This window comes from Paracoccus sp. S4493 (assembly GCF_000967735.1).
Classification (GTDB): Bacteria; Pseudomonadota; Alphaproteobacteria; order Rhodobacterales; family Rhodobacteraceae; genus Paracoccus; species Paracoccus marcusii.
Genome location: NZ_JXYF01000045.1, coordinates 1 through 22,607, shown reverse-complemented (window position 1 = coordinate 22,607; position 22,607 = coordinate 1). Strand labels below are relative to the sequence as shown.

Here is a 22,607-nt window from a genome sequence, read left to right as displayed (position 1 = left end):
GTGCGGCAAGTTTGCACCGCATCATCGGGCAGCATGCCCGAGAGACAGGAGATTACCATGAAAGCGTATCTTGTTCCGACCTTCGTTGCGGCCCTGACGGTGGCAGGGGCCGCCTCGGCGCAGACGATGGCCACCGTTGCCACGGATTTGAACGTCCGGTCCGGCCCGGGCGTCCAGCATGGCGTGATCGGCGCCATCGGCGCGGGGGACGAGGTGTCGGTCCTGGGCTGCATCGACAGCGCGAACTGGTGCCAGGTCAGCGGCGACGGTCTGGAAGGCTGGGCCTATGGCGACTATCTGAACGTCAAGGCGGGCGACGAGGTCGTGTCGCTTTATCCCAACCGCGAGACGGTCGGCGTGACCATCATTGAGGCCCCCGTCGAGGACCCGACCACCGGGCAGGACGCCGCCGTGGGCGGTCTGGGCGGCGCGGCGATGGGTGCGCTGATCGGCGGCCCGGTCGGGGCGGTGGCCGGTCTTGCCATCGGCGGCGCGACCGGAGCTGCCGCAGCCGAGGAGCCCACGACCGAAGTGACCACCTATGTCACGTCGAACAAAGTGGATCCCGTCTATCTGGACGGCGAGGTCGTGATTGGCGCGGGCGTTCCGGAAAACGTGACGATCTACGAGATCCCGGATCAGCCGGATTATCGCTATGCGCAGATCAACGGCCAGACGGTGCTGGTGAACCCGCAGGACCGTCAGATCATGTATATCTATCGCTGACCTTCGCGGAAACGGCGGGCATGGCTGTTGGCTCGTGCCCGCCGGACAGAGTGTTCTGAAAGCGTAGGGCTGACGGTCGCGGCCCATTCACCCAGTCATTGGGTCTACCGGCAAGGGCAATTTCGCGTTTCAGCCTGTCCACGACAGATCGACCACGTCAGCCCGATTTCGCGGAACCTTACAGGTCGCAATCTGAAATCGGCTAACGCCCATCGCCACCGTCCGCTGTTCCACAGTCACCGCTGCGCCCTGATGACGGGCGCAGCGTGTCGTCACATCGCCTCCAGCTGGTCGACCGCTTCCTGACAGGCAGCCTCGTCCCCTTCGGCAAGGGCACGCTCCGCATCGGCGATCAAGCTGTCGCGATCGGGCATGGCCTCGTCTCCCTCGGCCTCTTCCGCGGCGGTCGGTTCGCCTTCCTGCTGCGCCTGGACGTCGCTGCCGGACATGGCGACGGCCGTTCCGGGCTCTGCCTCCGTTCCCTCCAGCGGCGCAAGCGAGCCGTCCTTGGCGATGCCCTCGCCCGAGGCGCTGTCGGCCCCATCGGCTGCGGGCATGTCGGACGACGCATCGGCCGACGCCTCGGGGGCATCCGCCTGGGCGTCATCGCCCGCCGGCTGCTCCAGCGGCGCCAGCGATCCGTCCTTGGCAATGCCCTCGGTCCCGCCTGACGCAGCACCCGCGCTGTCGCCGGTCATCGCGGCGGTATCGGTAAAGCGTGCCAGATCGGCGGCGCAATCCGCCTGCGCCATGCCGGCAAATGCGCAGATCGCGCAGCCGGCCATCCAGGTCATCGAATACTTCATGTCTCGTCTCCCATGATGCAGCGTCTCCTCCTCAGAAGACGTAATGAAGCTCCTGCCTGCGCCCGATGTTCCAGCAGATGACCTATAACGTTTGCTAATCAGCACCTGTCCGGCCGGGCGGTCGGCACCGAACGCCGCAACCCGCCAAGCCGATGAAAGGCAACGGGTTCGGCCGAACGGCGCATGACACAGAGTGCAAAACCTGCCCCAGCAACGCTGACATTAATCAAGTTGCGTGGTCGTTAACCCTGATCTTAGCTGAAACATGTCGTGAACATCGCAATGTCCTACGGCGTTCTCTTTCAGCGGCGGCCCCATGCATTCTCGTCGTCTTGTCGTCATCTCGGATCATTGCAGCGATGGTCCGCCGGTCCCGGTGACGCATCCGGCGCAGATCGACACCATCCTGCCGCCGCCCCCGACGGGACAGGTCTCCGTCACCGGCGGCTATCTGGAACGCCTGCCCTTGGCAGCGATCGCGGCGGGCATCGTCGATACCGCCGAGATCTGGAGCTTTGCCGGGCGCTGCGGCGAATCCGATGCCAGCCTGGGCCTTGCCGCGGGCCGGGCCGATCCGGACCGCCCCGGCCTGACGCGGCGCGTCTTTCGCGCCGATGCGCATGAACCCCCGTACGGATCGGCCGAGGCGGTGCGCCATCTGCAGCAGACCGGCGCGCCCGACATCCTGTGCGTCTGGGGCCTGGGGGTCGGGCACGACATCATGGATGCGGCACGCGGTGCGGTCACCATCTACAATTCCATCGACGCCCCGGCACTGCGGATCCCCGACGATCTGGCGGCGCGGTTCGATCTGTTCCTGACCGGCGCCCCTTGGCAATCGGCCGAAATAAGGGCGCGTATCCCCGGCGCCCGCACGCGCGTGCTGCCCATCGGCCCGAACTTTGCGTCCGACGTGACCTTTCATCCGACCGGTGCGGCCAAGGATCGCGACGTGGTCTATGTCGCCTGCGCGCAGCCCTACAAGCGCCACGACATCCTGTTCGACGCGATGGAGCGCCGCCCCGGCACCACGGCCCTGCTGGTCGTCGGATACGGCGACGACGACCTGCGCGCCGACGCCGACCGCCGCGGCCTGGACGTCGAGATCGTGGGCCCCCCGGGGGTGGATCATGATGCCGTCAACCGGCTGATCAACCGCGCCCGCGTCGGTGTGGTGTGCGGTCAGCATGACGGCGCCCCCGCGATCCTGACCGAATATCAGCTGGCTGGCCTGCCGGTGCTGGCCAATGCGGACCTGGTCTGCGGGCTGGACCACGTGCCTGCATCGGCCGGGACCATCGCATCCCCCGGCGCGCCCTTTGCCGCCGCGCTGGACGGGCTGCTGGCATCGCCGCCCGCCGATCCCCGCCCCGACGCGATCGCCCGATGGGGCTGGCGCGCCAGCATCGCCTGCCTTGGCCAAGACATCGACGCGATCCGCAGCGGTCGCCGGAAGGAGCCGTCATGACGCCCCGCGACCTGTCGCACCCCGCGACGACCGACAAGCCCGCCCTGATCTGCCTGTCGCATCTGCGATGGGATTTCGTGACCCAGCGGCCTCAGCACCTGATGGACCGCTTTGCCCGCGATTACCGCGTGCTGTTCTGGGAGGAGGCAATCCCCACCACGCATCACCTGCCCTATCTGGAGTTCCACGCCTTTCACGGCACGACCGTCCAGGCCGTGCGCCCCCGCATTCCCGACCGCTGGTCGCCCCAGGATCAGGCCGCGGGCCTGGTGGGTCTGTTCGACCAGATGCTGGCCCTGAACGGGATCGTGCGCCCGGTCCTGTGGCTGTACACGCCGATGATGTGGCCCGTCGTGCAGCATGTCGATGCGGCGGCCGTGGTCTATGACTGCATGGACGAGCTGGCCTCGTTCCGCTTTGCGCCGCCCGCGCTGGCCGGGCTGGAGGCCGCGCTGATGGCATCGGCGGATCTGGTGACCACCGGCGGCTGGTCCCTGTGGGAGGCGCGGCGCAACGATCACGCCAATATCCACGCCTTCCCCTCCTCGGTCGAGACGGGGCATTTCGCGACCGCACGGACGGGACTTGCCGAACCCGACGATCAGGCCGGCCTGCCCGGCCCGCGGCTTGGCTGGTACGGGGTGATCGACGAACGCGTCGATCTGGACCTGATCGCGGGACTGGCCGCGGCGCGGCCCGACTGGTCGGTGGTGATGATCGGTCCGGTGGTCAAGATCGACCCCGCCAGCCTTCCCCAGGCGCCCAACCTGCATTGGCTGGGCCAGAAGAGCTACGACCAGCTGCCCGCCTATCTGGCGGGGTGGGACGTGGCGCTGATGCCCTTCGCGATGAACGAGGCGACGCGATACATCTCTCCGACCAAGACGCCGGAATATCTGGCCGCCGGATGCCCGGTCGTGTCCACCCCGGTGCGCGACGTGGTGCGCCAGTACGGCCATCTGCACGCGGTCCGCATCGCCGACGGCCCGGCGGCCTTTGTTGCGGCCTGCGCCGATGCGCTGGCGGATGCCCCGGCCGACACCTGTACCGAGGCCGACGCGGTGCTGGCCCGCCAAAGCTGGGACCTGACGCAGGCCCGCATGGCGGCGCTGCTGGACCGGGCGGTCGACCGACGCCGGCGGCCTGCCGTGCCCCGCCCCCGCCGCGCGCGGCCCCGTCCCGACGTGACCATCTGCGGCGCGGGGTTTGCCGGCGCGGTCATGGCGCGCCAACTGGCCGAACAGTCGGGCAAGCGGGTGCTGGTCGTCGACCGGCGCGACCATATCGGCGGCAACGCCTTTGACGAACGCAATGCCGACGGCCTGCTGATCCACCGCTATGGCCCGCACATCTTTCACACCAACGCCACCGAGGTCGTCGATTTCCTGTCGCGCTTCACCGAATGGCGGCCCTATGCGCACCGCGTGTTGGCCGATCTTGGCGATCGCCGGGTGCCGATGCCGATCAACCGCACGACGCTGAACATGCTCTATGATGCCGGGCTGACCGGCGACGCGGACACCGCCGCCTTCCTGGCGGCGCGCGCCCGGCCCGTGGACCCCATCCGCACCGCGCGCGATATCGTCGTCTCGGCCGTGGGGGACGATCTGTACCGGCTGTTCTTCGAGGGTTACACCCGCAAGCAATGGGGGCTGGATCCGTCCCAGCTGGACCCCTCGGTCACGGCGCGGGTGCCAACGCGCACCGATACCGACGATCGCTATTTCACCGACCGGTTCCAGGCGATGCCGCGCGACGGCTATACCGTGATGTTCGCGCGCATGCTGGACCATCCGGGGATCGACGTGCGCACGGGCACCGATTTCCATGACATCGACCCGGCCGATCGCGGCGCGCTGACCGTCTATACCGGGCCGATCGACGCCTATTTCGGCCACCGCTTCGGCGCGCTGCCCTATCGCAGCCTGACCTTCGCGCACGAGACCCTGCCCCAGCGCCAGTTCCAGCCGGTGGGCGTCGTGAACTATCCCGACCCGGACGTGCCCTTCACGCGGATCACCGAATACAAGCACCTGACCGGGCAGGACCACCCGATGACGGCGATCACCCGCGAATATCCGTCGGACAGGGGCGATCCCTATTATCCCATCCCCTGCCCAGAGAACCAGGCGCTGTTCCGCCGCTATCAGGCGCTGGCCGATGCGGAACCGAACGTGATCTTTGCCGGTCGTCTTGGCAGCTACCGCTACTACAACATGGACCAGGTGGTGGCCCAGGCCCTGGCGCTGCACAGGCGCATGATGGCGGTCCCCGTGCATGCCTGACCGGTTGCTGCTGGTCACCGACAGCGCCGAGCCGTCGGGCGTGGGCGCGCATATGGTCGCCCTGGCCGCCGCGCTGGCGGAGCGGGGCCTGCGCCCTGAGACGCTGTGGCCCGACCATTCGGCGGGCCGCGCCCTGGCTGCGCAGGTCACAGCGGCGGGCGGCATGGCCGCGGTGACGGATACCGGGGCGATGGCCCGGGCGGTCGCGGACTGGGCGGGGCAAGGCCGCGGAACGGTCCATGTGCACGCCGGCATCGGGTGGGAGGGGCACGCCCTGACCCGCGCCGCCCATGCCGCCGGCGCGACCGTGCTGCGGACCGAACATCTGCCCTGGCTGCTGACGGACCCCGATCAGATCGCCGAATACCGCGCCGCGCTGGCCGGGGTGCATGGCGTGATCGCCGTGTCGCGCCAGGCCGCGGACGGGTGGCGCAGGGCGCTTGGCCCGGGAACATCCGTCCGCGCGGTGCCCAACGGCATCCACCACCGCCCCGCGCCACAGGCGGACCGCGACGACCGGATGATCCTCTGCGTCGGTCGCCTGACCCCGCAAAAGGCGCAGCGCGTCCTGTTGGGGGCGCTGGCCCGGCTGCGGCGGGGCGGCGGCGACGCACGGGTCGTGATCGTCGGCGACGGTCCGGGCCGGCTGCTGCTGGACCGCGCGATCCGCCGGTTGGGCCTGCAGGACCATGTGACCTTGGCCGGGCGACGCGACGACGTGCCCGCGCTGATGGCGCAGGCCGGCATCCTGGCCCTGCCCTCGTGGTTCGAGGGGCTGCCGCTGGTCGTGCTGGAGGCGATGGCCGCCGGCCTGCCCGTCGCGGCCAGCCGGATCGGCGGCACCGTCGAGGCGCTTGGCCCCGATCACCCCTGGCTGCACCCGCCGGGCAACAGCCGCGCCCTTGCCGACCACCTGGCCGCGGCGCTGCGCGATCCGCAGGCGCGCGCACGCGTGGCACAGGCGCAGCAGGACCGTTTCACCGCGCATTTCACCGCCGCCCGCATGGCCGGCGACACCCTGGCCGCCTATCGCGCCGCCCGCGCAAGGAAGGAAAAACCGCCTATGGACCGTATCAGACTGGGCTTCATCGGGGCGGGCGGCATCGCGCATCGCCATTTCGGCGTGCTGCAGACCATGCCCGACGTCCAGGTCGTGGCCATCTGCGACACCGACCCCGCCCGCGCGCAGGAGGCCGCAGACCGCATGGGGGCCACGGCCCATCACGATCACGACGCGATGCTGGCCGCGCATGATCTGGACGCCGTCTACATCTGCGTGCCGCCCTTTGCGCATGGGGCGCCCGAACGGGCCTGCATCGCCCGGGGCCTGCCGTTCTTCGTCGAAAAGCCGATCACCCTGGACGTCAATCTGGCCCAGCGGATCGCGGCAGAGGTCGAGCAGGCGGGGCTGATCACCGCCGTCGGCTATCACTGGCGCTATCTGGACACGATGGACGAGGCGCGCGCCCATCTGGCGACCAATCCCGCGCATCTGATGCAGGGATTCTGGATCGACCAGACGCCGCCGCCGGAATGGTGGTGGCGGGCCGACGGATCGGGGGGCCAGGTCGTCGAACAGGCGACCCACATCATCGACGCGGCACGGTTCCTGGCCGGCGACGTGACCGAGGTGTTCGGCCTGTCCGCGCGGCGCGACCGCGACGACTTTCCCGGCCTGACCGTGCCCACCGCCACTGCGGCCACGCTGCGCTTTGCGTCGGGGGCGGTGGCCAACCTGTCGTCGACCTGCCTGATGCGGTGGAACCACCGCGTCGGCCTGCATGTCTTCAGCGACGCCATGGCGATCGAGATCACCGACCACGACCTGATGGTCGACGTGGGCCAGGGCCGACCCGTCCGGCAGGCCAGCGGCGATCCGGTCTGGCGCGAGGACCGCGATTTCGTCGAGGCCGTCATGGGCCGCGAGAACCGCATCCGCTGCGACTATGCCGAGGCGCTGCTGACCCATCAGGTCGCGCTGGCCGTGGGCTGGTCGGCCGAAACCGGAACCCTTGTGCGGATGGAGGGGCTGCGGGCCGACCCGCAGCCCACCTTTTGTCCTGCCGCTGCGGCGGGCGCCGACGATGCCGCATGAACATCGCCACATCCGGTCGCTGGCCATCCTGGACCAGGGCCGTCCGGGCTTCTTCAGCTATGACGAAGGGCCGGCGGGGGACGGGCAGGTTCGGCTGGACCTGCTTTATACCGGGCTGTCGGCGGGGACCGAGCTGACCTTCCTGAAGGGGACCAACCCCTATCTGCACAGCCGGTGGGACGATGTCGCGGGCCGCTTCGTGCCCGGCGAGCCGTCGGCCCGGTTTCCGGTCAACTTCCTGGGCTATATGGAAAGCGCCCGCGTGATCGACGCGCGCGCGCCGGGCTGGCGGAACGGTCAGGTGGTCGGCACCGCCTTCGGTCACAAGACCGGACATACCGCCGATCCGTCGCACGACCTGCTGACGGCGCTGCCCGACGGGATGGACCCGATGCTGGGCATCTTCGTGGGCCAGATGGGACCGATCGCCGCGAACGGCATCCTGCATGCCGATGCCGAGGCCTTCGGCGCCGCCGTCCCGCATCTGGGCGCCAGCCTGGACGGGCGTCCCGCGCTGATCTGGGGTGGCGGCACGGTGGGCCTGTTCTGCGCGCTGTTCGCGCAGGCCGCCGGCGCATCCGAGGTGGTGGTCGTCGATCCGTCGCCCTTCCGCCAGGACATCATCCGCAAGCTGGGTATGATCCCGATGGACGAGGACGCGGCCGTGGCCCACGCCAAGTCCGCATGGCACGATCGTCACGGCGGCCGCGGCGCCGAGGTGGTGTTCCAGACCCGGGCCCATTCCGACAGCCTGCACCGCGCGCTGGCCGCCCTGCGCCCGCAGGGCACGGTGATCGACCTGGCCTTCTATCAGGGCGGTCTGCCGGACCTGCGCCTGGGTGAGGAGTTCCACCACAACGGCCTGCGCCTGATCTGCGCCCAGATCAACCGCATGCCGCGCCGTCTGGCCGCCGACTGGAACCAGCGGCGGCTGGCCGCGGAAACCGTCCGGCTGCTGGAGCACATGGGCCCCGCCATCCGTCAGCACCTGATCACCCATGTCGTGCCCTTCGACGAGGCGCCGCGGTTCCTGGAACGCCTGGTGGCCGAGCGGTTCGATTTCCTCCAGGTCGTCTTCGCGACCTGATCCCGCCAAGGAGCGATCCGATGAACGACGATCTGAACCAGCCCTGGGGCGTTCAGCCGCCCCAGGACCTGCCCGTCCCGCACCCTGACGCCGGCAAGATCCGCATCCTGTTCGTCCTGGCCTGGCTGGTCGTCGGCGGAGAGGAGACGGAACTGCGCCTGCTGGCCCGCACGCTGCCGCGCGACCGGTACCGGATCGACGTCATCCCCTGCTTTCGCAAGGAGGGGATGCCCGACCAGACGACCGACCAGCTGCGCGCGCTTGGCATCCATGTCGACACGACGCCCTATGCGCTTGGGTTCGACGACACCATCGACTATCTGCGCCGCAAGATCTGCGGGGCCGACGTGGTGGTCAGCTGTCAGAACGTTGCCGACATCTATCCCGCGATGGAGCGTCTGGCCCTGCGCCCGCCCCTAATCGAACATGGCGGGCTGGTCAGCGAGGCGCTGGCCGGGCCCAAGCACCTGACCGCGCGCTATGTGGGCGTCTGCGACAGCATCCGCGCGGCGGCGGCGGGACGCATGCGCGACCGGCCCGACCATGCGGTCGAGATCCCGTCGATGGTCGATCTGACCGAGTTCGATCCGGCACGCCGGGCGCCCATCCGCGCGGCGCTTGGCATCGCCGACGACCAGGTGCTGATCGGATGGGTCGGGCGCCTGGACCGCAAGAAGCGGGTCGAGGATTTCCTGGCCGCCGCGATGCGCGTCGCCGCCAGCCATCCGCAGGCGCGGTTCGTCGTCATCGGCGGGCCGGACGCCTTCATGCCGGAATACGCGCTGCAGCTGCAGGCGCTGGCGGCACCCCTTGGCGACCGCGTGATCTTTACCGGCGACCGGGCGGACGTGCCCGACCTGCTGGCGGCGATGGATGTCTTCTGCTGGCTCAGCCGGGGCGAGGGCATGCCCCATGTCATCGCCGAGGCCGGGGCCGCGGGCCTGCCCGTCATCGCCACCCCCGACAACGGCGCCCTGCAGCAGATCCGCGACGGCGTCAGCGGCCTATTCGTGCCGCACGAGGATCCTGCGGCGGTTGCCGCTGCCATGCGTCGGCTGATCGGCGATCCGGCCTTGCGGCACGGCCTGGGGTCGGCGCTGCAGGCCCATGTTCGCGCAACCTATTCCGCCGCGGTCGTGGTGCCGCAATGGCAGGCGCTGATCGACACCGTCCTGGCCGAACAGGCGCCGGCGCCGGCGCCCACGCTGTTCACCAGCGTGATCCAGGGGGGATGGGAATCCTCGACCCATCGGCGGCGCGACGGGCGGCGGCTGGATGTCATCGCGGCCATCGGTCACGACACCCATGCCGCCCAGGATTACCTGCAGCTGCAAGGCCTGGGCATCCGCACCTGCCGCGATGCCCTGCGCTGGCCGTCGATCGACGCGGGCGGCGCGCTGGACCTGGGATCCTGGACCCCGATGCTTCAGGCGGCGCGCGACACCGGCACGCAGGTGATCTGGGACATGATGCATTACGGCTGGCCGGACGATCTGGACGTCTGGTCCCCGGCCTTCGTCGACCGCTTTGCCCGGCTGGCCCGCGCCGCCGGTCGGCACCATCGCCAGGTGACGGATGCCGTCCCCTTCTGGTGCCCGGTGAACGAGATCAGCTTCCTGTCCTGGGCCGGAGGGGATGCGGGCTATCTGAACCCGTTCGCCGGGAGCCGCGGGTTCGAGCTGAAGGTCCAGCTGGCCCGCTGCTATCTGGCCGCCCGCGCGGAGCTGTTGGCCATCGATCCGCGGGCGCGCTTCGTCACCGCCGAGCCGCTGATCGCGGTCCAGCATGCCGACTGGACCGGCCGCCCCTTGTTCGAGGCGCATGGCTGGCACGACGCCCAGTTCCAGGCCTTTGATCTGATCGCGGGCCGCATCTGGCCGCAGATCGGCGGATCCGAGGCCGCGCTGGACGTGGTCGGCGTCAACTATTACTGGAACAACCAATGGATCCATGGCGGCCCCCCCATCGACCTCGATCATGCGCTGCACCGCCCCCTGTCAGATCTGCTTGTCGAGGTCGCGGCGCGCTATGACCGCCCCGTGATGCTGGCCGAGACCGGGACCGAAGGCGCGCGCCGCGCCGCGTGGTTCGATCATGTCATGACCCAGACCCATCACGCCCGCAGTCGCGGCGCCCGAATCGAGGGGGTATGCCTCTACCCCGTTGCCGACCACCCCGGATGGGACGACGACCGCATGTGTCCGAACGGCCTGCTGGGCGCAGACCCCAGCAGCGGCGCACGCGACGTGTACGCTCCATTGGCACGCATGTTGCAAGGAGTGTCACAATGGTAATGTCGAGGAATATAGGCACAAACCCGCAGCAGCGCTGGTTATCCAGTTTCAGCGAAATGTGCTTGTTTGGAATGTGTTTGCTTGGTGTCCCAGGTGAATCATCGCTAGAAGTGGCGCTGACCTATCAACCAGTCTGAATTGGTTCGGCAAGGTTTACCGGTAGAAGCGATATCTCACGCATCTGTTTGCAGATAAGAGGCTGACTGGAACGCAGCCTCTGACACCTTGTGGACTACGTTTATTGCGATCCCGTCATGCGTTTCAGCTGCTGATCATCAGTCAGCCGTTCAATGCCAAAGGCTTCCAATGCCTTGACGATGATGTCCGTGGGCGAATCCCCCGCTTCGGCTGCCGCGGTCTCCAAGCCACGGCGAAGGTCGTCGGGAAGGTCAATTGGTGGGGTCGAACCGGTCATGTTCCGCTCTCCTGTGTCGTTCCATTGAACATGTCAGTGCGTCATGCGGTTCCCAAGCTTGCACGTCCTGTGAGGTCTCCCCACCAATAGTCCAAGCGCCGCTTCCGGGGTTACAGGTACACTAGAAAGCAACGTACTGCGTCCAAGTTTCCAAGTACGGTCGGGAATGGATCGGTCGTCGCTGGTGGCCCGACGCCTTCGAACCATCGCTTTGCCCGAAACGATGACGTCGTCATGGCCAGGAACATTTGCTGCGGCTGCCGGTTGGCGGACCTCCACCGACAAGGAGGATCCGATGAACCACCCACGCGTCTTCGCAGTCACATCCGCCGACGCCATCCCGAGTCCGTCGAGGCTCAGGCTCGCTCCCCCTGTCATTGACGCCACGCCGCCAATCCTGCCGGCAAGCGACCTTTTCGGGTGGAACGTTCATATGGCAAGCAGGCGTATGACAGCCGGCACGGCAAGCAGCTGCGTCAGCCGGCACCTCTGCCAGCATCAGACTGCCGCCGTGACTGCTGACAGAGTGCCACGCGTCGATGATATCGCCAACCATGCCGCCACCGCCAAACCCCTGCGCGCCAGGCAGGCAAGACCAACGTTCGATCTCACCTTACCGGCCAGCCAGATCTCCGACCATGAGCCGCCCCTGATCGTGCGTACAGCCCATGCCCCCGACATCACCGAACAGCTGCTTTGGAGCGTGCCTATGGGCACCACGCCAACCATCGGCACGCCTTTGAACGGACAGTAAATGGGAAATGACGGAATGCAGACCTGGTTGTGCCTGTCCGGCGGAAACGCATTGGGGGCCTTTCATGCCGGCGCATGGAAGGCCATTCAGGACGCAGCGCTGAACGTCACACGCATCTCGGGCGCCTCGATCGGGGCGATCGTCGCGGCGGTCATCGCGGGCAATCCGCCAGACCGGCGTGTCGAAAGCCTGGACCGCTTTCTCAACGACATCGCTCAGTCTGCCTTGTCCGGAAGCGGGCGCCGCCGGTTGGTCACGGGCACGTTGCTGTTCGGAAACCCTGCGCTGTTCAGCCCATCGGTCCCCGGATTGGCCGAAATCCTGCCCGGCGTGCCGCCCGACAGGGCAGTCTTCCATCGCAGGGCGACCCGTCGGCTGATCGAGGACTATGTGGATTTCGATCTGCTGAACGCGGGCGGCATCGAGGTCACCGTGACCGCGACGGATGCCGAAACCGGCACCGTGGCGGCGTTCCGCAATACGGTGGAACCGCTGACGGTGGATCATCTCATGGCCAGCAGCGCGTTGCCGGTCCTGTTTCCCCCTGTCACCCTGAACGGTCGGCATTTCATGGATGCGGGCCTGGCCGAGAACCTGCCCCTGCGCCCGCTGCTGGATCGCGATGACGACGCCCTGATCCTGGCCTGCGATCTGTATAGTGCAGCGGGGCCGCTGCGCCAGACGATGGACGGCATCGCCGACCGGGCGCAGGAGCTTGCCTTCGGGTGCCAGTCGCGCCGTGCGATTGCGGCGTGCGACCTGACCGGACGTCGCTTTCATCATGTCATCCTGTCGGACCCCGAGGACGACTTTTCCGGAAAGTCCTTCGACTACAGCCAGGCGTCACTGCGCCGCCGATCCAAGCTGGGACATATGCTGATGGCCCAGGCGCTTGAGAGCATCATCGCTGAACCCCCGACATGAGAGGCCCATCATGATCCCACCCCGACTGCACGCCGCGCTTGATGCCGTGTCCGCGGCCCTGCTGGTCCTGGGGCCGGCATCCATGAAACGAAACGCCGGCCTTCGGGCGCCGTTGACCGCGATCGGGTTGGGGGTGGCCGCGTATTCGCTGGCGACATCCTATCGCGGTCGCTCGCCCCGGCGGCCGATCCGCATGGACCAGCACCGCCTGCTGGATGCCGCGCAGGGTGCGGCCTGCCTTGCCTTGGCGCGCGACGTGGACGATCCGGAAGCGCGCAAGATGCTGCGCGGCTATGGGGCGTTCTCACTGGCGGTGGCGGCAGCGTCCTCGCCCCCCGGACCGGCCGGCATTGCCGTCCCTGCGGACGCTTGGGCGACTGATCTTGGCGACGATCTGGCCTGTTTGCGCTGCGGCATCGTCAATGTCGCGTTCATCGGCGCTGCCGGTGCCGGCGACCGGAACTGGTATCTGGTCGATGCGGGCGTGCCGGGTTCGGCCGCGGCCATCCTGCAGGCGGCACGACGGCGCTATGGCGCAGGGCGGACCTGGAGCCCCGGATCATGGTGACAGGTCATGGCCCGGCACTGGAGGGAGATGCGCTGTCAGAACGGCTGCATGCGCTGGCGACGACATTCCGTCAGCGTGCACTGCCGAACGACAGCCGCTATCTTCGCCAACCATCGTAAGATGGTGGAGTGCCGTTTGTGGATAGCAATGATTGCCGGTTGGATTCTGGCCGAATGTACGGGCAGGCGCGAGTTGTTGATACACAACAGATATCGGCGCGGAGCGGTATTCTTGGCGGTACGACGACGGCACGTCCGTGTCGCACCTTGACCGGTAGGGATCACATGTCCGAAGATCCCTTCAATACCAGCGTAACTGAAGCCTAGCTGAAAGCCCCCGAAATTCGTTGTTGCCCAAGGAGGGTACCCCTACAGTTCAAGCCGCCCTCCGTCACAGCAACCACAGCACGGCACCCGTTCCCCAAATGCCAATGGACAGCAGCACAATGAGGAATGCGATCCGGATTGCGGGTTGAGCCCGGGCCGCATGCACGGACAGTCTGCGCCGGGATGTGCGGTTGGCCCACCAAGCGAACAGAAGCATCATCTGTGCTGCGAGAAGAAACACCGTCGCCACGGCTTTCGGAACCCAGGTGGGCTGAAACGGGCCGAAGACGGCCTGCATCCCGATTGCGACCGCAGCAGTCGCCAAACCAGTCCTGATCCAGCCAGAGAACGTGCGCTCCACCGCCAGAATGGTGCGATCTTCGGCAAGATCCGTGCGGTCTTCGGCGGGGTGGTCCTTGCTTGCCATGATATGCGCGCTGTCGTTTGCAATGCTGCCGGATAGCTGTTGAGACCGCTTGCATTGAAGAGGGAGCCACGGCCTCCCCGTGCCTCTGTGCGGTGCCTTTGCAGTGGGCTGACCGGCCAGCGCCTGCCATGCTCGGAAAAGAGCGTATCTTGAAAGCAAGTGTCACCATCAGGTTCGCCAAACAGTGCCTTGGAACACTGCAGCCTGGTATCCGGTGCCGCACTTCTTCTTTGGTAAAGATAACGCCGACGATCACGACAAGCTCGGGTCGGAACAGAGCGTCGCGAAAACGACAGCCCCGCTGATGCGGGGCTGCCAAAGATGCTTTGGACGCTTAGACTTTTGCCGACCCTGGCATACCTGTTGGAGAACTGACTGTCCCGGGGGCCGTGGAGGATTGGGAATGGCCGGACCCGGAAGATGCCTTGCCTTCTTCCGTATCGGTCAGCTCGTCCTGTGCGGCGGCCACGGCGCTGGATGCGGCTGACTTCGCCTCGTCCAGCCCGGCTTTTACGGCGCTACTGATGCGGCTCTTCTCCTCCGCATAGATCGCCTCCGCCTCGTCGAACAGCTGATCACGATAGTCGCCCATCAGCTTGTCCTCCTGCCGCGTGCCGGGCAACAGGGCGCCCAAGGCTGCGCCCCCGATCAGTGCAAGCGCACCGAACAGCAAGGGTTCGTTGTCATAGCTGCGGGCGACCTGCCTGTTCGCCCGCGCCATCTGGCGGCTGGCCGCGTCGCTGGCATCCAGTGCCTTGCGGCGTGCCGTCTCGATCCGGCGACGGGCCTCTTCGCTCATCCCCTCGGTGCCCTCTCCAAGACGGTCCCGAAAATGGCGCGCGCGATTGCCCAATGCCGTCGAGCCGTCACTGACGCGGTCCTGCAGGTGGCCGGCGGTCTCTCTGGTTCTGTCCATCATGCTATGTTCCTTGTCGGATCCGGTGCTCTGGTCGAAGGACGATCCGGTCGTCATCGGGCGACGGTCCGAACTCCAACCCGTGGTCGATGCTACACCGCGCGGGGGCGGAGTGCCGTAAGCCCGCATCGGTACGGTCCGGTCGTCGCGCCGTCTGGAAGATTGGCCAAGGCCATGGACCGGGTCATGCCCGCGACCGAAGATCATCCATGCCAGCCCGATACCCGTCAGGCCCAAGGCAACAGGGTTGGCACGGGCGGCTGCGCTGGCCGATTCCGCCCATTCCGCACCGTTCCGACGAACGGAGCCTGTCAGGCGGCGCGACAGGCCGTCCAAGGACAGTTCGTCCTGCAGGTCGTTCAGCGTGCGGCGCAGGGCGTCACGGTCCTTCTCGATCTCGCGTTCGATATGGTCCGGGTTGTCTGCATCATGCGTCATGATAGGCCTCCTTGACCGTATTCGCGTCGCGCTGGACGTTCTCGACCGTACGCGTCGGCATCAGGTTTTCGGGTTTCAGGCCGGCCATGCCCTTGCGCAAAAGGCCATAGGCAAGGATCGCAAGCACGACCCCGACGATGACCGCACTCCAGATCGGGCCAAGATCGGTTTCCGCCAGGGCGGCCACCAAGGCGGCCGTCAGCACGTTCAGCGTGACGATGCCGATGACGGCGGCAGCCACGATCATCCCCAGCCCGGCACCGGCATGGCTAAGGTTCCGGCGCATCTCTGCCTTGGCAAGGGCGATCTCCTTGCGGACAAGATCCCCTGACAGCCGCAGTGCATCGGTCGCAAGTGTGGCGGGGTTCTGGGAGCGGACAGGATCAGTCATACGAACCTCCGATCGTGCGGCTGCCCGAGAGGCCAGGGTTGCCGGATGACGCTGCGCCGGTGCCGGACACAGGCTTGGCCCCCATGCCCAAGTGATGATCAGGGTTTGCAGCACCCGTTTGGGCGACGGCAGCGCGATCACCGGAGCCGGTCGGCCGGGTCGTACTAGTCATGCCGTAGCCCCCGCACCTGGTCATGTCTGACGAACTGGCGGACCCTGCCCGCAGAAAACGGACCGCGGCAAAGCCTGCCAAGGCCGACAGACCCAGAAAGGCGCCCGGCTGGCGACGCGCAAAGCGACGCACATCACCCAGCATCTGTGCGGGGTCCGTCGAATTCAGGCTGTCCGCCAGTCCGCTGACACTGTCGGCCGCACGGTCGAACATCTGTGCGACGGTCGAGTCCGGATCGATCTCGGATCTGGCCTTGCGCAGGCCTTCGGCCACGCTCTCGGCACGGTGCGCAACGCCGGAACGCAGGTTCTGCTCGCGGCGCGCGACCTCGTCCTTGACCGTTCCGGCCAACCGCGACGCCTGTTCGGAGGCCTCGGCCCTGATGCTGCCCTGTTCGGACGTATCAGTCTCCCTAAGGTTCGGATCGTTGATGGTCATCTGAGATCTCCCTTGTCTGGCTGAAGACGAGCATTACAGCGACCCGCCGACAGGTTTATCGGAGCCCCAACCAAGCGACGGAGATGATGTTCCAGTAACGTTAATTAAGTTGAATATTTTTCATGCGGCAACCATGCCAGAATAGTGAAATTATCCTTCTATTACATTGTCTTGAAATTTTTTAAGTTATCAGCCTAATTTTTTATTTCGCAGAAGGCGCCATGTCGAAACGGACCGTTCTACGACTATATGGCTTCGGTCTCTTGACCCGCGGGAATAATGACTCGGATTATCTATTAATGAGGGATAGACATCTATATAAATCAACCGAAGATTGCAAAAAAGAGGTAGGCCGTCCACCCAGTGATATCGAAACACCCCGCAGCACACTTGATCATATCCGTATCAGATATGGCAGTGCACAGATTTCGACTGCCCCGCATTTAGTACGCCATGTTTTCATCAGCATTTATTGTGATCGCAGAACGCTGACCACCCGTTGCACCCCGCGACTTCGTAAGCAGTCGTCCTAATGTTTTGCCCTTATAGAGAACAGGCGGCATCATCTTCAAACATCATTGAAAACATCGCCTGACTTACGACGCCGTTGCGAGCATCGGCAAACTTTACAGCCATAACAGGCCGCGGGCGAGGCACCAATCCTTCGATCCAGAGCCAACGCCACCGTTGATCTTTCTCTTAGTCTTTTCCGATATGAAATAGCCGATAGAATTTACGCTATTTGTACTGATAATCGCGTGGAAAAAACCATACAGCAAAACGGTCAGCATAGCGGCTGCAATTGACACTGGAAGCGGGAGCGCAATAGCAACTGCCTCCGTGAAACATGGCCTTGGAACCAAGGCCATGAATCTGAAATTCGCGCTTTCATAAGCAAGGCAGAACAATAGAAATTTTCAAAGGGACAAGAATTCGCGTCAACCCTTGATTAAATGAATTACTCTACATTTTGAGAAACGGTGAACGCTAGTTGCCTCTCTCTGCAAACATTGCTGCGGCCGCCGGATGCAAGGGGGCGGCCAAGCCCGACTCCTGCATGTCGCGAACGGACAGCTTCTCCAGCACGGCCGCTGAGACCCCGATCGAGGGAAGGTTTGCGATGGTATTCTTGATGATCGCGGCAACAATGTCATCCGGCATGTCCGTGCGTGTCACCAGCGTCGCCAAGACTCCGATCGACAGGATCCTGCCCTTTTTTCCATAGACGCTGCGCGGAATGGACGAGTAGACATAATCGTCGTTCGCCTCGATGAACGCGCGCACTTCGGGTCCGGAAATGTTGACCAGCCGCGCATCGCACTCGTTGATGGCACGATCGACGACTGAACTGGGATGACCCAGGATCAGCACGGTCGCGTCGATCCTGCCGGCGCATAGTTCATCCAGTCCGGTGCCGGTGGTGAGTTCAAGCAGCGCCCTGAAATCCGTCCGATCCAGACCCAGGGCCGTCAGCAGGCGCATGGCCGTCGCCTGCCTGCCCGATGCAGGCAGACCGATATCGACCCGCTTGCCGACAAGCCCCCCCAGGCTGAGGATATGGGCGTCGGGGCGCGCCAGGACCGTCAGCGTTTCCGGATAGAGCGACATGACGCTGCGAAGATCAGAGAAGGCCGGTTTACCCACGAACGGGCCTTCGCCGGTCAGGGCCATGGTCTGCACGTCGGACTGCACGATGGCGAAATCAAGCTGGCGGGTCCGCAGCGCCTCCATGTTGTAGATCGAACCGGGGGTGGCCTCGGGGCTGCAGCGCAGTGCCGCCTCAGCCCGGTTCGTCTCCTGACACAGGGCGGTGGCGGCGGCGTAATAGCTTCCGTTAACGTCCCCGGAGCCGATGGTGTACAGCCGTGGATCCTGTGCCTGCGCAACTGTCGACACGGACAGAAAGGCCACTGCCATCCAACGGAACATCGACGACCTCCGCACCCTGCTGTCGCCATTAGCGCATGACGGCGATTCATCGGCAAGCACGTAAAATCTTCTCGCAGAAACGCGAAGTCGCAGTCACCATGGAAAGGGGGACCTTGCGAGGGAAGCGATGCCGGATTTCCTGTACGACATTCCGCTGCGCGACCTTGCCTTCTATTTCTCGCTTGCCGCCGTCCTGTCGATCTTCGTCGGGATGCTCGTCCTCAAGCCGATCCTGCGCCTGCTGATCGGTTCAGGCCCCGACCTGAACGAGGCGATCACGCACGGCACGGCCGGCTTCAACCTGTTCTATGGTCTGCTGCTGGGCCTGCTGACCGTGTCGGCCTATCAGAACAACGAGCGCGTGAACGAGGCGGTGCTGAACGAGGCCACGGTGCTGGGCGCGCTGTATTCCGACATCAACGGTTACCCGGAACCCGTTCGATCCGAGACCAAGGCGATGATCCGCGACTATGTCCTGTTCACACTGTACAAGGACTGGCCCGCCCATGCGCAGGGCTCCTATCTGGATGGCGGTGGCAATCGCGTGAATGCGATGCGCCAGAAGTTGTCGGGGTTCGAGCCGACCTCGGCCGGGCAGGAAATCCTGCATGCGCAGATGCTGTCGGCGTTCCAGGAGTTCACCCGCGCCCGGCAGCTGCGCCTGAACGGTGTCTACACGGAAATTCCCAACGTCCTGTGGTATGCCGTCCTGGTGGGCGCGGCGATCAACATCCTGCTGATCGTCCTGCTGCGGATGCGCCCCGTGCGTCAGTTCGTGCTGGGCACCATCACGGCGTTCTTTCTGGGCGTCATTCTGTTCGTCATCGTCGCCCTTGACGATCCGCTGCGCGGCGAGGCGAGGCGGCGATCCAGCCCGACCCGCTGGAGCGCCTGTGGCAAAGGGTCATGATCTGGGACGAGCCCTGAGGAGGCGACATGGCGCAGTTTTCCATCCGGGAGGTCGAGGGAATGCGGCAGGTTCGCATCGAGATCGACCAAGAGACCATCCGCGCCCGCCGCGGGGCCCTGTCGACCATGCGCGGCGACATCGCCCTGACACCGCGGCTGCCGGCACTGGCGGATGTCTTTCGGTCGATGTTCACCAGCGAAGCTCGGATCAGGCCCTATTACAAGGGCAGCGGCTCGATCGTGCTGCAGCCGTCCTTGTCCGGATATCACCTTCTGACGGTTCAGGACGGCGAGACATGGGTTCTGGAGCCCGGCGTCTATTGGGCATCCGAAGGCGGCGTTTCCCTGGGCATGCGCCGTGAACGCTTCTGGCCCAGCCTGTGGGCGGGTGATGGCGGCCTGGTCTGGAAGACGACGCTGCACAATGCGGGCCAGGTCGCGATCAACGCCCCCGGCCCTGTCGAGACGATCGAGGTTCAGGACAGCGACCTGCGTGTTCAGGGTCGACTTGTGCTGGGCAGGACCGAGAGCCTGCGGTTTTCATCACAAAATCCGGCGTCATTTCCGCGCAACCTTATCTCCGGGCAGAAACGCCTGCGGGTCTTCAGCGGCACCGGAAAGGTCCTGGTTTGCTGGACGCCTTATTGGAACGAACATCTGTATCGCAGAATGACCGGGGAAAGCATCGATGGATCCTTGCTGGAATGATCCCTTGGTACGCCCATGTCATGCGCATCGGTCAAGATGCAGTGCCCTGCAGTCTGCCGCAGTCCCGCATGCGCGGTGACCAAACGATACGTAACCCTTTCACGGTCAGTTCCGTGATTTGCATATCCTTGAGCGGCTTCTCCCCGCAGTAACCGCGACCAATATCGCTTTGTGGCGTCGCTGGCCGTCGGCTGTTCAAACGAAATCCACCATGATGAAGGTCATCGACTGGGTCGATTAGTCGATCAAAAAATTGATGATCATGCGTGGCGCATATCTGAATGTCTTCTACCTGATTTGGTTTCACTGGTTCAATGATATGCCGCCCACCCGTTCATCGTGGGGCGCTGGGGGCTTAGATCCTGATCTCACCTCATTGCATCCACTGAGCCGCTCTGTCCTTTCCGGAAGTGTGTCGCGACCACGGTGGCCAGGCTTGCAATGATCGTGATGGGCTAAATTAGCCAATCCCTGACGCCGTTCGATCAATTCAGAGCGGAGCAGATGCCTGCCGTATGAAACCGGGCATTTCGATGCCATAAAGACCGGCTGACCTCATTTGCCCACTATTGACCGGACAAAAAATGGCGCGAGACTATTGTTTGTGCCATAGTTATGGCGGTCATACACTAAACGCTTATTCCTGCTGCGGACCTGCAGCCGGCGGTTTCCCGTAATAAGACGATACCCACCTCGCTGCCAAGACCACGCGCACTAGACCTTCTGTTCACGACCTGACCGGACCTTGAGAGCGGGGAGATAGGGATCCAAACACCATGATCCCCTCCTCTCTGATGTCCCTAGAACCGGGTGATGATCGTGGCGCCGACGGACTGAAACCTGTCCATGTTCACCAAGGCCGCGGGGGCTTCGGCAAGGCTGATCCGGTCACCCACCAGACGCGCGGGATCGAGCTTGCCACTGGCCACCATGTCCAGCATCGCGCCATAGCGATGAGACTGCATCCCATGCGAGCCCAGGATCTCGATCTCTTGACCGACGATCCTGGGCATGGGCACGGCCGGTGCCGCGTGATCGCCCAGCATCAGGCCCACTTGGATATGCTTGCCGCGCGGCCGCAGACAGAGGATGGAATTGGTCATCGTCACCGTATGCCCAAGCGCATCGATCGAGACGTTCGCGCCACCACGGGTGATCTCCCGGATCGCTTCGGCGACATTCTCATGCCTTCCGTCGATCACGAAAGCCGCACCAAGCGCACGGGCCAGATCCAGCTTTGCCGGATCAAGGTCCACGCCGATGACGTTCGCCCCGGCCGCTGCAGCGATCATCACCGCGGATAGACCCACCCCGCCACATCCGTGAACGGCCACCCATTGCCCCGCACTGACTCGCCCCTGATCGACGACAGCACGAAAGGACGTGGCGAACCGGCAACCCAAGCTGGCAGCGGTGGCAAAATCCATGCCGTCCGGCAGGGCAACCAGGTTCAGGTCGGCTCTGTGGATGGCAACATATTCGGCAAACGAACCCCAATGGGTGAAGCCCGGCTGCTCCTGGTGCAGGCAGACCTGCTGATGTCCGGCATAGCACTCCGAGCAGCTGCCACAGCTGCAGATGAACGGGACGGTGACCTTGTCCCCCACTGCCCACCTGGTGACGTCCTTGCCGACCGCCACCACAACCCCTGCCAATTCGTGGCCCGGAACATGCGGAAGCTCGATGTCGGGATCATGCCCCTTCCAGCCGTGCCAATCGCTGCGGCAGACGCCCGTCGCCTCCACCTTGAGAACAACGCCATGCGCGGCAGGGGTCGGGTCCGGAAGGGTGACGAGCGTGGGCATTTCCCCGAACGTCTCAAACATCACGGCTTTCATGGGGTCAGCTCCTTCAGGTGGTGAACCATCGGCTGTCATCCTAGCCAAATAGCGGGAAAGAGCTTTGCCAATCTTCTTGTCATTTGCCATCATTGAGGCAGACTCTGCCCCTTTGATGGACCAACCGACGGATACTCTGCCCGTGACCAAGATTGACGCCGTCAGTATGCAGATGCTCACGTTGCTTCAGGACGACGGCCGCATGACAAATGCCAAACTGGCCGAGACGCTGTCGATGAGCGAAACGCCATGCTGGCGCCGTCTGAAGCGGCTGGAGGAAAGCGGCATCATCGAGGGCTATCAGGCCCGGTTGAACCGCCGGAAAATCGGACTGGGCGTGATGGCATTCGTCCAACTGCGCTGTTCCGAACACGATGCGACAGCGACCGCTACGTTTCAGCGCATCATCGAAACCTCGCCCAATATCCTATCCTGCCACAACACGACCGGCGCTGACGATTTTCTGCTCATCGCCGTCGCGCGAGATCTGGATGACTACAGCACCTTCGTCGAGACCACGCTTCGACGGCTTCCCGGCGTCACCAGCATCCGGTCGAACCTGTCGTTGCGAGAGATGAAGTCCTCAAGCCGGCTACCAATCGTGCGAAGCGACGGCTGACGCCTTCTCCAAGCGTGATGCGTCGAGCACCAAGGCGTATAGCCCCGAATGCTCCGTAAGCGCGACGTCGCGGC

20 protein-coding genes are annotated in these 22,607 nt (G+C 65.0%); 12 read left to right on the top strand and 8 right to left on the bottom strand.

The genetic code is table 11. The features are described 5' to 3' along the window. The first annotated feature begins 57 nt into the window (after positions 1–57). Positions 58–726, top strand: coding sequence for a DUF1236 domain-containing protein (locus TW83_RS08695; protein ID WP_045982372.1), 669 nt, complete (start codon positions 58–60; stop codon positions 724–726). Between the two features lie 272 nt (positions 727–998). On the opposite strand, the gene TW83_RS19310 is transcribed toward TW83_RS08695, so the two are convergent. Beyond that, on the bottom strand, positions 999–1,532 hold the full coding sequence (locus TW83_RS19310; RefSeq protein ID WP_052714768.1) for a hypothetical protein: 534 nt from the start codon (positions 1,530–1,532) through the stop codon (positions 999–1,001). Between the two features lie 316 nt (positions 1,533–1,848). On the opposite strand from TW83_RS19310, the gene TW83_RS19305 reads away from it, so the two are divergent. Genes TW83_RS19305 through TW83_RS08670 form a run of 5 tightly spaced genes read left to right on the top strand, consistent with a single transcriptional unit; the run spans position 1,849 to position 10,761 of the window. Continuing rightward, positions 1,849–3,000: a glycosyltransferase gene (locus TW83_RS19305; protein ID WP_052714766.1), complete on the top strand. Its 1,152-nt coding sequence runs from the start codon at positions 1,849–1,851 to the stop codon at positions 2,998–3,000. Further along, positions 2,997–5,285: a UDP-galactopyranose mutase gene (gene glf, locus TW83_RS08680; protein ID WP_045982371.1), complete on the top strand. Its 2,289-nt coding sequence runs from the start codon at positions 2,997–2,999 to the stop codon at positions 5,283–5,285. Before TW83_RS19305 ends, glf begins: the two co-directional genes overlap by 4 nt. Continuing rightward, positions 5,278–7,380, top strand: a complete 2,103-nt coding sequence (locus TW83_RS08675) for a glycosyltransferase (RefSeq protein ID WP_204245736.1) — start codon at positions 5,278–5,280, stop codon at positions 7,378–7,380. The genes glf and TW83_RS08675 overlap by 8 nt, the downstream gene beginning before the upstream one ends. Beyond that, positions 7,370–8,467, top strand: a complete 1,098-nt coding sequence (locus TW83_RS21810) for a zinc-binding alcohol dehydrogenase (RefSeq protein WP_204245735.1) — start codon at positions 7,370–7,372, stop codon at positions 8,465–8,467. Before TW83_RS08675 ends, TW83_RS21810 begins: the two co-directional genes overlap by 11 nt. A 20-nt stretch (positions 8,468–8,487) precedes the next feature. Continuing rightward, the gene (locus tag TW83_RS08670) at positions 8,488–10,761 is read left to right on the top strand and encodes a glycosyltransferase family 4 protein (protein ID WP_084697343.1); all 2,274 of its coding nucleotides are present in this window, start codon (positions 8,488–8,490) and stop codon (positions 10,759–10,761) included. Positions 10,762–10,999: 238 nt separating this feature from the next. On the opposite strand, the gene TW83_RS20525 is transcribed toward TW83_RS08670, so the two are convergent. Beyond that, positions 11,000–11,176 (bottom strand): hypothetical protein, encoded by a 177-nt coding sequence (locus TW83_RS20525; protein WP_157001453.1) that lies wholly within the window; start codon positions 11,174–11,176, stop codon positions 11,000–11,002. A gap of 295 nt (positions 11,177–11,471) precedes the next feature. On the opposite strand from TW83_RS20525, the gene TW83_RS08665 reads away from it, so the two are divergent. The 3 genes from TW83_RS08665 to TW83_RS08655 are packed head-to-tail and all read left to right on the top strand — an operon-like array spanning position 11,472 to position 13,422. Further along, positions 11,472–11,930, top strand: coding sequence for a hypothetical protein (locus TW83_RS08665; RefSeq protein WP_045982370.1), 459 nt, complete (start codon positions 11,472–11,474; stop codon positions 11,928–11,930). Beyond that, positions 11,931–12,854 carry a patatin-like phospholipase family protein gene (locus TW83_RS19300; protein ID WP_084697341.1) on the top strand — a complete coding sequence of 308 codons (924 nt, stop codon included), beginning with the start codon at positions 11,931–11,933 and terminating at the stop codon, positions 12,852–12,854. Between the two features lie 10 nt (positions 12,855–12,864). Beyond that, a complete protein-coding gene (locus TW83_RS08655; RefSeq protein WP_045982369.1) occupies positions 12,865–13,422 on the top strand; it encodes a hypothetical protein in 558 nt (185 codons plus the stop codon). A gap of 390 nt (positions 13,423–13,812) precedes the next feature. Here TW83_RS08655 and TW83_RS08650 read toward each other — a convergent pair whose 3' ends face one another. The 5 genes from TW83_RS08650 to TW83_RS08630 all read right to left on the bottom strand — a co-directional run bounded on the left by TW83_RS08650 (position 13,813) and on the right by TW83_RS08630 (position 18,459). Further along, on the bottom strand, positions 13,813–14,175 hold the full coding sequence (locus TW83_RS08650) for a DUF202 domain-containing protein (RefSeq protein WP_045982368.1): 363 nt from the start codon (positions 14,173–14,175) through the stop codon (positions 13,813–13,815). A gap of 334 nt (positions 14,176–14,509) precedes the next feature. Next, positions 14,510–15,529: a DUF3618 domain-containing protein gene (locus tag TW83_RS08645; RefSeq protein ID WP_045982367.1), complete on the bottom strand. Its 1,020-nt coding sequence runs from the start codon at positions 15,527–15,529 to the stop codon at positions 14,510–14,512. After that, positions 15,519–15,920: a phage holin family protein gene (locus TW83_RS08640; protein ID WP_045982366.1), complete on the bottom strand. Its 402-nt coding sequence runs from the start codon at positions 15,918–15,920 to the stop codon at positions 15,519–15,521. Before TW83_RS08640 ends, TW83_RS08645 begins: the two co-directional genes overlap by 11 nt. Continuing rightward, positions 15,913–16,530, bottom strand: a complete 618-nt coding sequence (locus TW83_RS19295) for a hypothetical protein (RefSeq protein WP_052714763.1) — start codon at positions 16,528–16,530, stop codon at positions 15,913–15,915. The genes TW83_RS08640 and TW83_RS19295 overlap by 8 nt, the downstream gene beginning before the upstream one ends. A gap of 987 nt (positions 16,531–17,517) precedes the next feature. After that, positions 17,518–18,459, bottom strand: a complete 942-nt coding sequence (locus TW83_RS08630; RefSeq protein WP_045982365.1) for a TAXI family TRAP transporter solute-binding subunit — start codon at positions 18,457–18,459, stop codon at positions 17,518–17,520. Between the two features lie 127 nt (positions 18,460–18,586). On the opposite strand from TW83_RS08630, the gene TW83_RS08625 reads away from it, so the two are divergent. Together TW83_RS08625 and TW83_RS08620 are read left to right on the top strand one after the other, a co-directional pair. Then, positions 18,587–19,369, top strand: coding sequence for a DUF4239 domain-containing protein (locus TW83_RS08625; RefSeq protein WP_045982364.1), 783 nt, complete (start codon positions 18,587–18,589; stop codon positions 19,367–19,369). A gap of 26 nt (positions 19,370–19,395) precedes the next feature. Further along, positions 19,396–20,076 carry an AIM24 family protein gene (locus tag TW83_RS08620; protein ID WP_045982363.1) on the top strand — a complete coding sequence of 227 codons (681 nt, stop codon included), beginning with the start codon at positions 19,396–19,398 and terminating at the stop codon, positions 20,074–20,076. An 800-nt stretch (positions 20,077–20,876) separates the two neighbouring features. On the opposite strand, the gene TW83_RS08615 is transcribed toward TW83_RS08620, so the two are convergent. Next, on the bottom strand, positions 20,877–21,914 hold the full coding sequence (locus TW83_RS08615) for a zinc-dependent alcohol dehydrogenase family protein (protein ID WP_045982362.1): 1,038 nt from the start codon (positions 21,912–21,914) through the stop codon (positions 20,877–20,879). A 142-nt stretch (positions 21,915–22,056) separates the two neighbouring features. Between TW83_RS08615 and TW83_RS08610 the strand changes: the two genes are divergently transcribed. Further along, positions 22,057–22,533, top strand: a complete 477-nt coding sequence (locus TW83_RS08610) for an Lrp/AsnC family transcriptional regulator (RefSeq protein ID WP_157001450.1) — start codon at positions 22,057–22,059, stop codon at positions 22,531–22,533. Positions 22,534–22,607 lie beyond the last annotated feature (74 nt).

Excerpts from the sequence above, each read along its gene's own strand:
- TW83_RS08615 (WP_045982362.1), bottom strand. The coding sequence starts at position 21,914 with ATGAAAGCCGTGATGTTTGAGACGTTCGGGGAAATGCCCACGCTCGTC.
- TW83_RS08630 (WP_045982365.1), bottom strand. The coding sequence starts at position 18,459 with ATGTTCCGTTGGATGGCAGTGGCCTTTCTGTCCGTGTCGACAGTTGCG.
- TW83_RS08675 (WP_204245736.1), top strand. The coding sequence starts at position 5,278 with ATGCCTGACCGGTTGCTGCTGGTCACCGACAGCGCCGAGCCGTCGGGC.
- TW83_RS08640 (WP_045982366.1), bottom strand. The coding sequence starts at position 15,920 with ATGACTGATCCTGTCCGCTCCCAGAACCCCGCCACACTTGCGACCGAT.
- TW83_RS08625 (WP_045982364.1), top strand. The coding sequence starts at position 18,587 with ATGCCGGATTTCCTGTACGACATTCCGCTGCGCGACCTTGCCTTCTAT.
- glf (WP_045982371.1), top strand. The coding sequence starts at position 2,997 with ATGACGCCCCGCGACCTGTCGCACCCCGCGACGACCGACAAGCCCGCC.
- TW83_RS21810 (WP_204245735.1), top strand. The coding sequence starts at position 7,370 with ATGCCGCATGAACATCGCCACATCCGGTCGCTGGCCATCCTGGACCAG.
- TW83_RS08655 (WP_045982369.1), top strand. The coding sequence starts at position 12,865 with ATGATCCCACCCCGACTGCACGCCGCGCTTGATGCCGTGTCCGCGGCC.
- TW83_RS20525 (WP_157001453.1), bottom strand. The coding sequence starts at position 11,176 with ATGACCGGTTCGACCCCACCAATTGACCTTCCCGACGACCTTCGCCGT.
- TW83_RS08650 (WP_045982368.1), bottom strand. The coding sequence starts at position 14,175 with ATGGCAAGCAAGGACCACCCCGCCGAAGACCGCACGGATCTTGCCGAA.
- TW83_RS08620 (WP_045982363.1), top strand. The coding sequence starts at position 19,396 with ATGGCGCAGTTTTCCATCCGGGAGGTCGAGGGAATGCGGCAGGTTCGC.
- TW83_RS08695 (WP_045982372.1), top strand. The coding sequence starts at position 58 with ATGAAAGCGTATCTTGTTCCGACCTTCGTTGCGGCCCTGACGGTGGCA.
- TW83_RS19300 (WP_084697341.1), top strand. The coding sequence starts at position 11,931 with ATGGGAAATGACGGAATGCAGACCTGGTTGTGCCTGTCCGGCGGAAAC.
- TW83_RS08665 (WP_045982370.1), top strand. The coding sequence starts at position 11,472 with ATGAACCACCCACGCGTCTTCGCAGTCACATCCGCCGACGCCATCCCG.
- TW83_RS19305 (WP_052714766.1), top strand. The coding sequence starts at position 1,849 with ATGCATTCTCGTCGTCTTGTCGTCATCTCGGATCATTGCAGCGATGGT.
- TW83_RS19295 (WP_052714763.1), bottom strand. The coding sequence starts at position 16,530 with ATGACCATCAACGATCCGAACCTTAGGGAGACTGATACGTCCGAACAG.
- TW83_RS08670 (WP_084697343.1), top strand. The coding sequence starts at position 8,488 with ATGAACGACGATCTGAACCAGCCCTGGGGCGTTCAGCCGCCCCAGGAC.
- TW83_RS19310 (WP_052714768.1), bottom strand. The coding sequence starts at position 1,532 with ATGAAGTATTCGATGACCTGGATGGCCGGCTGCGCGATCTGCGCATTT.
- TW83_RS08645 (WP_045982367.1), bottom strand. The coding sequence starts at position 15,529 with ATGACGCATGATGCAGACAACCCGGACCATATCGAACGCGAGATCGAG.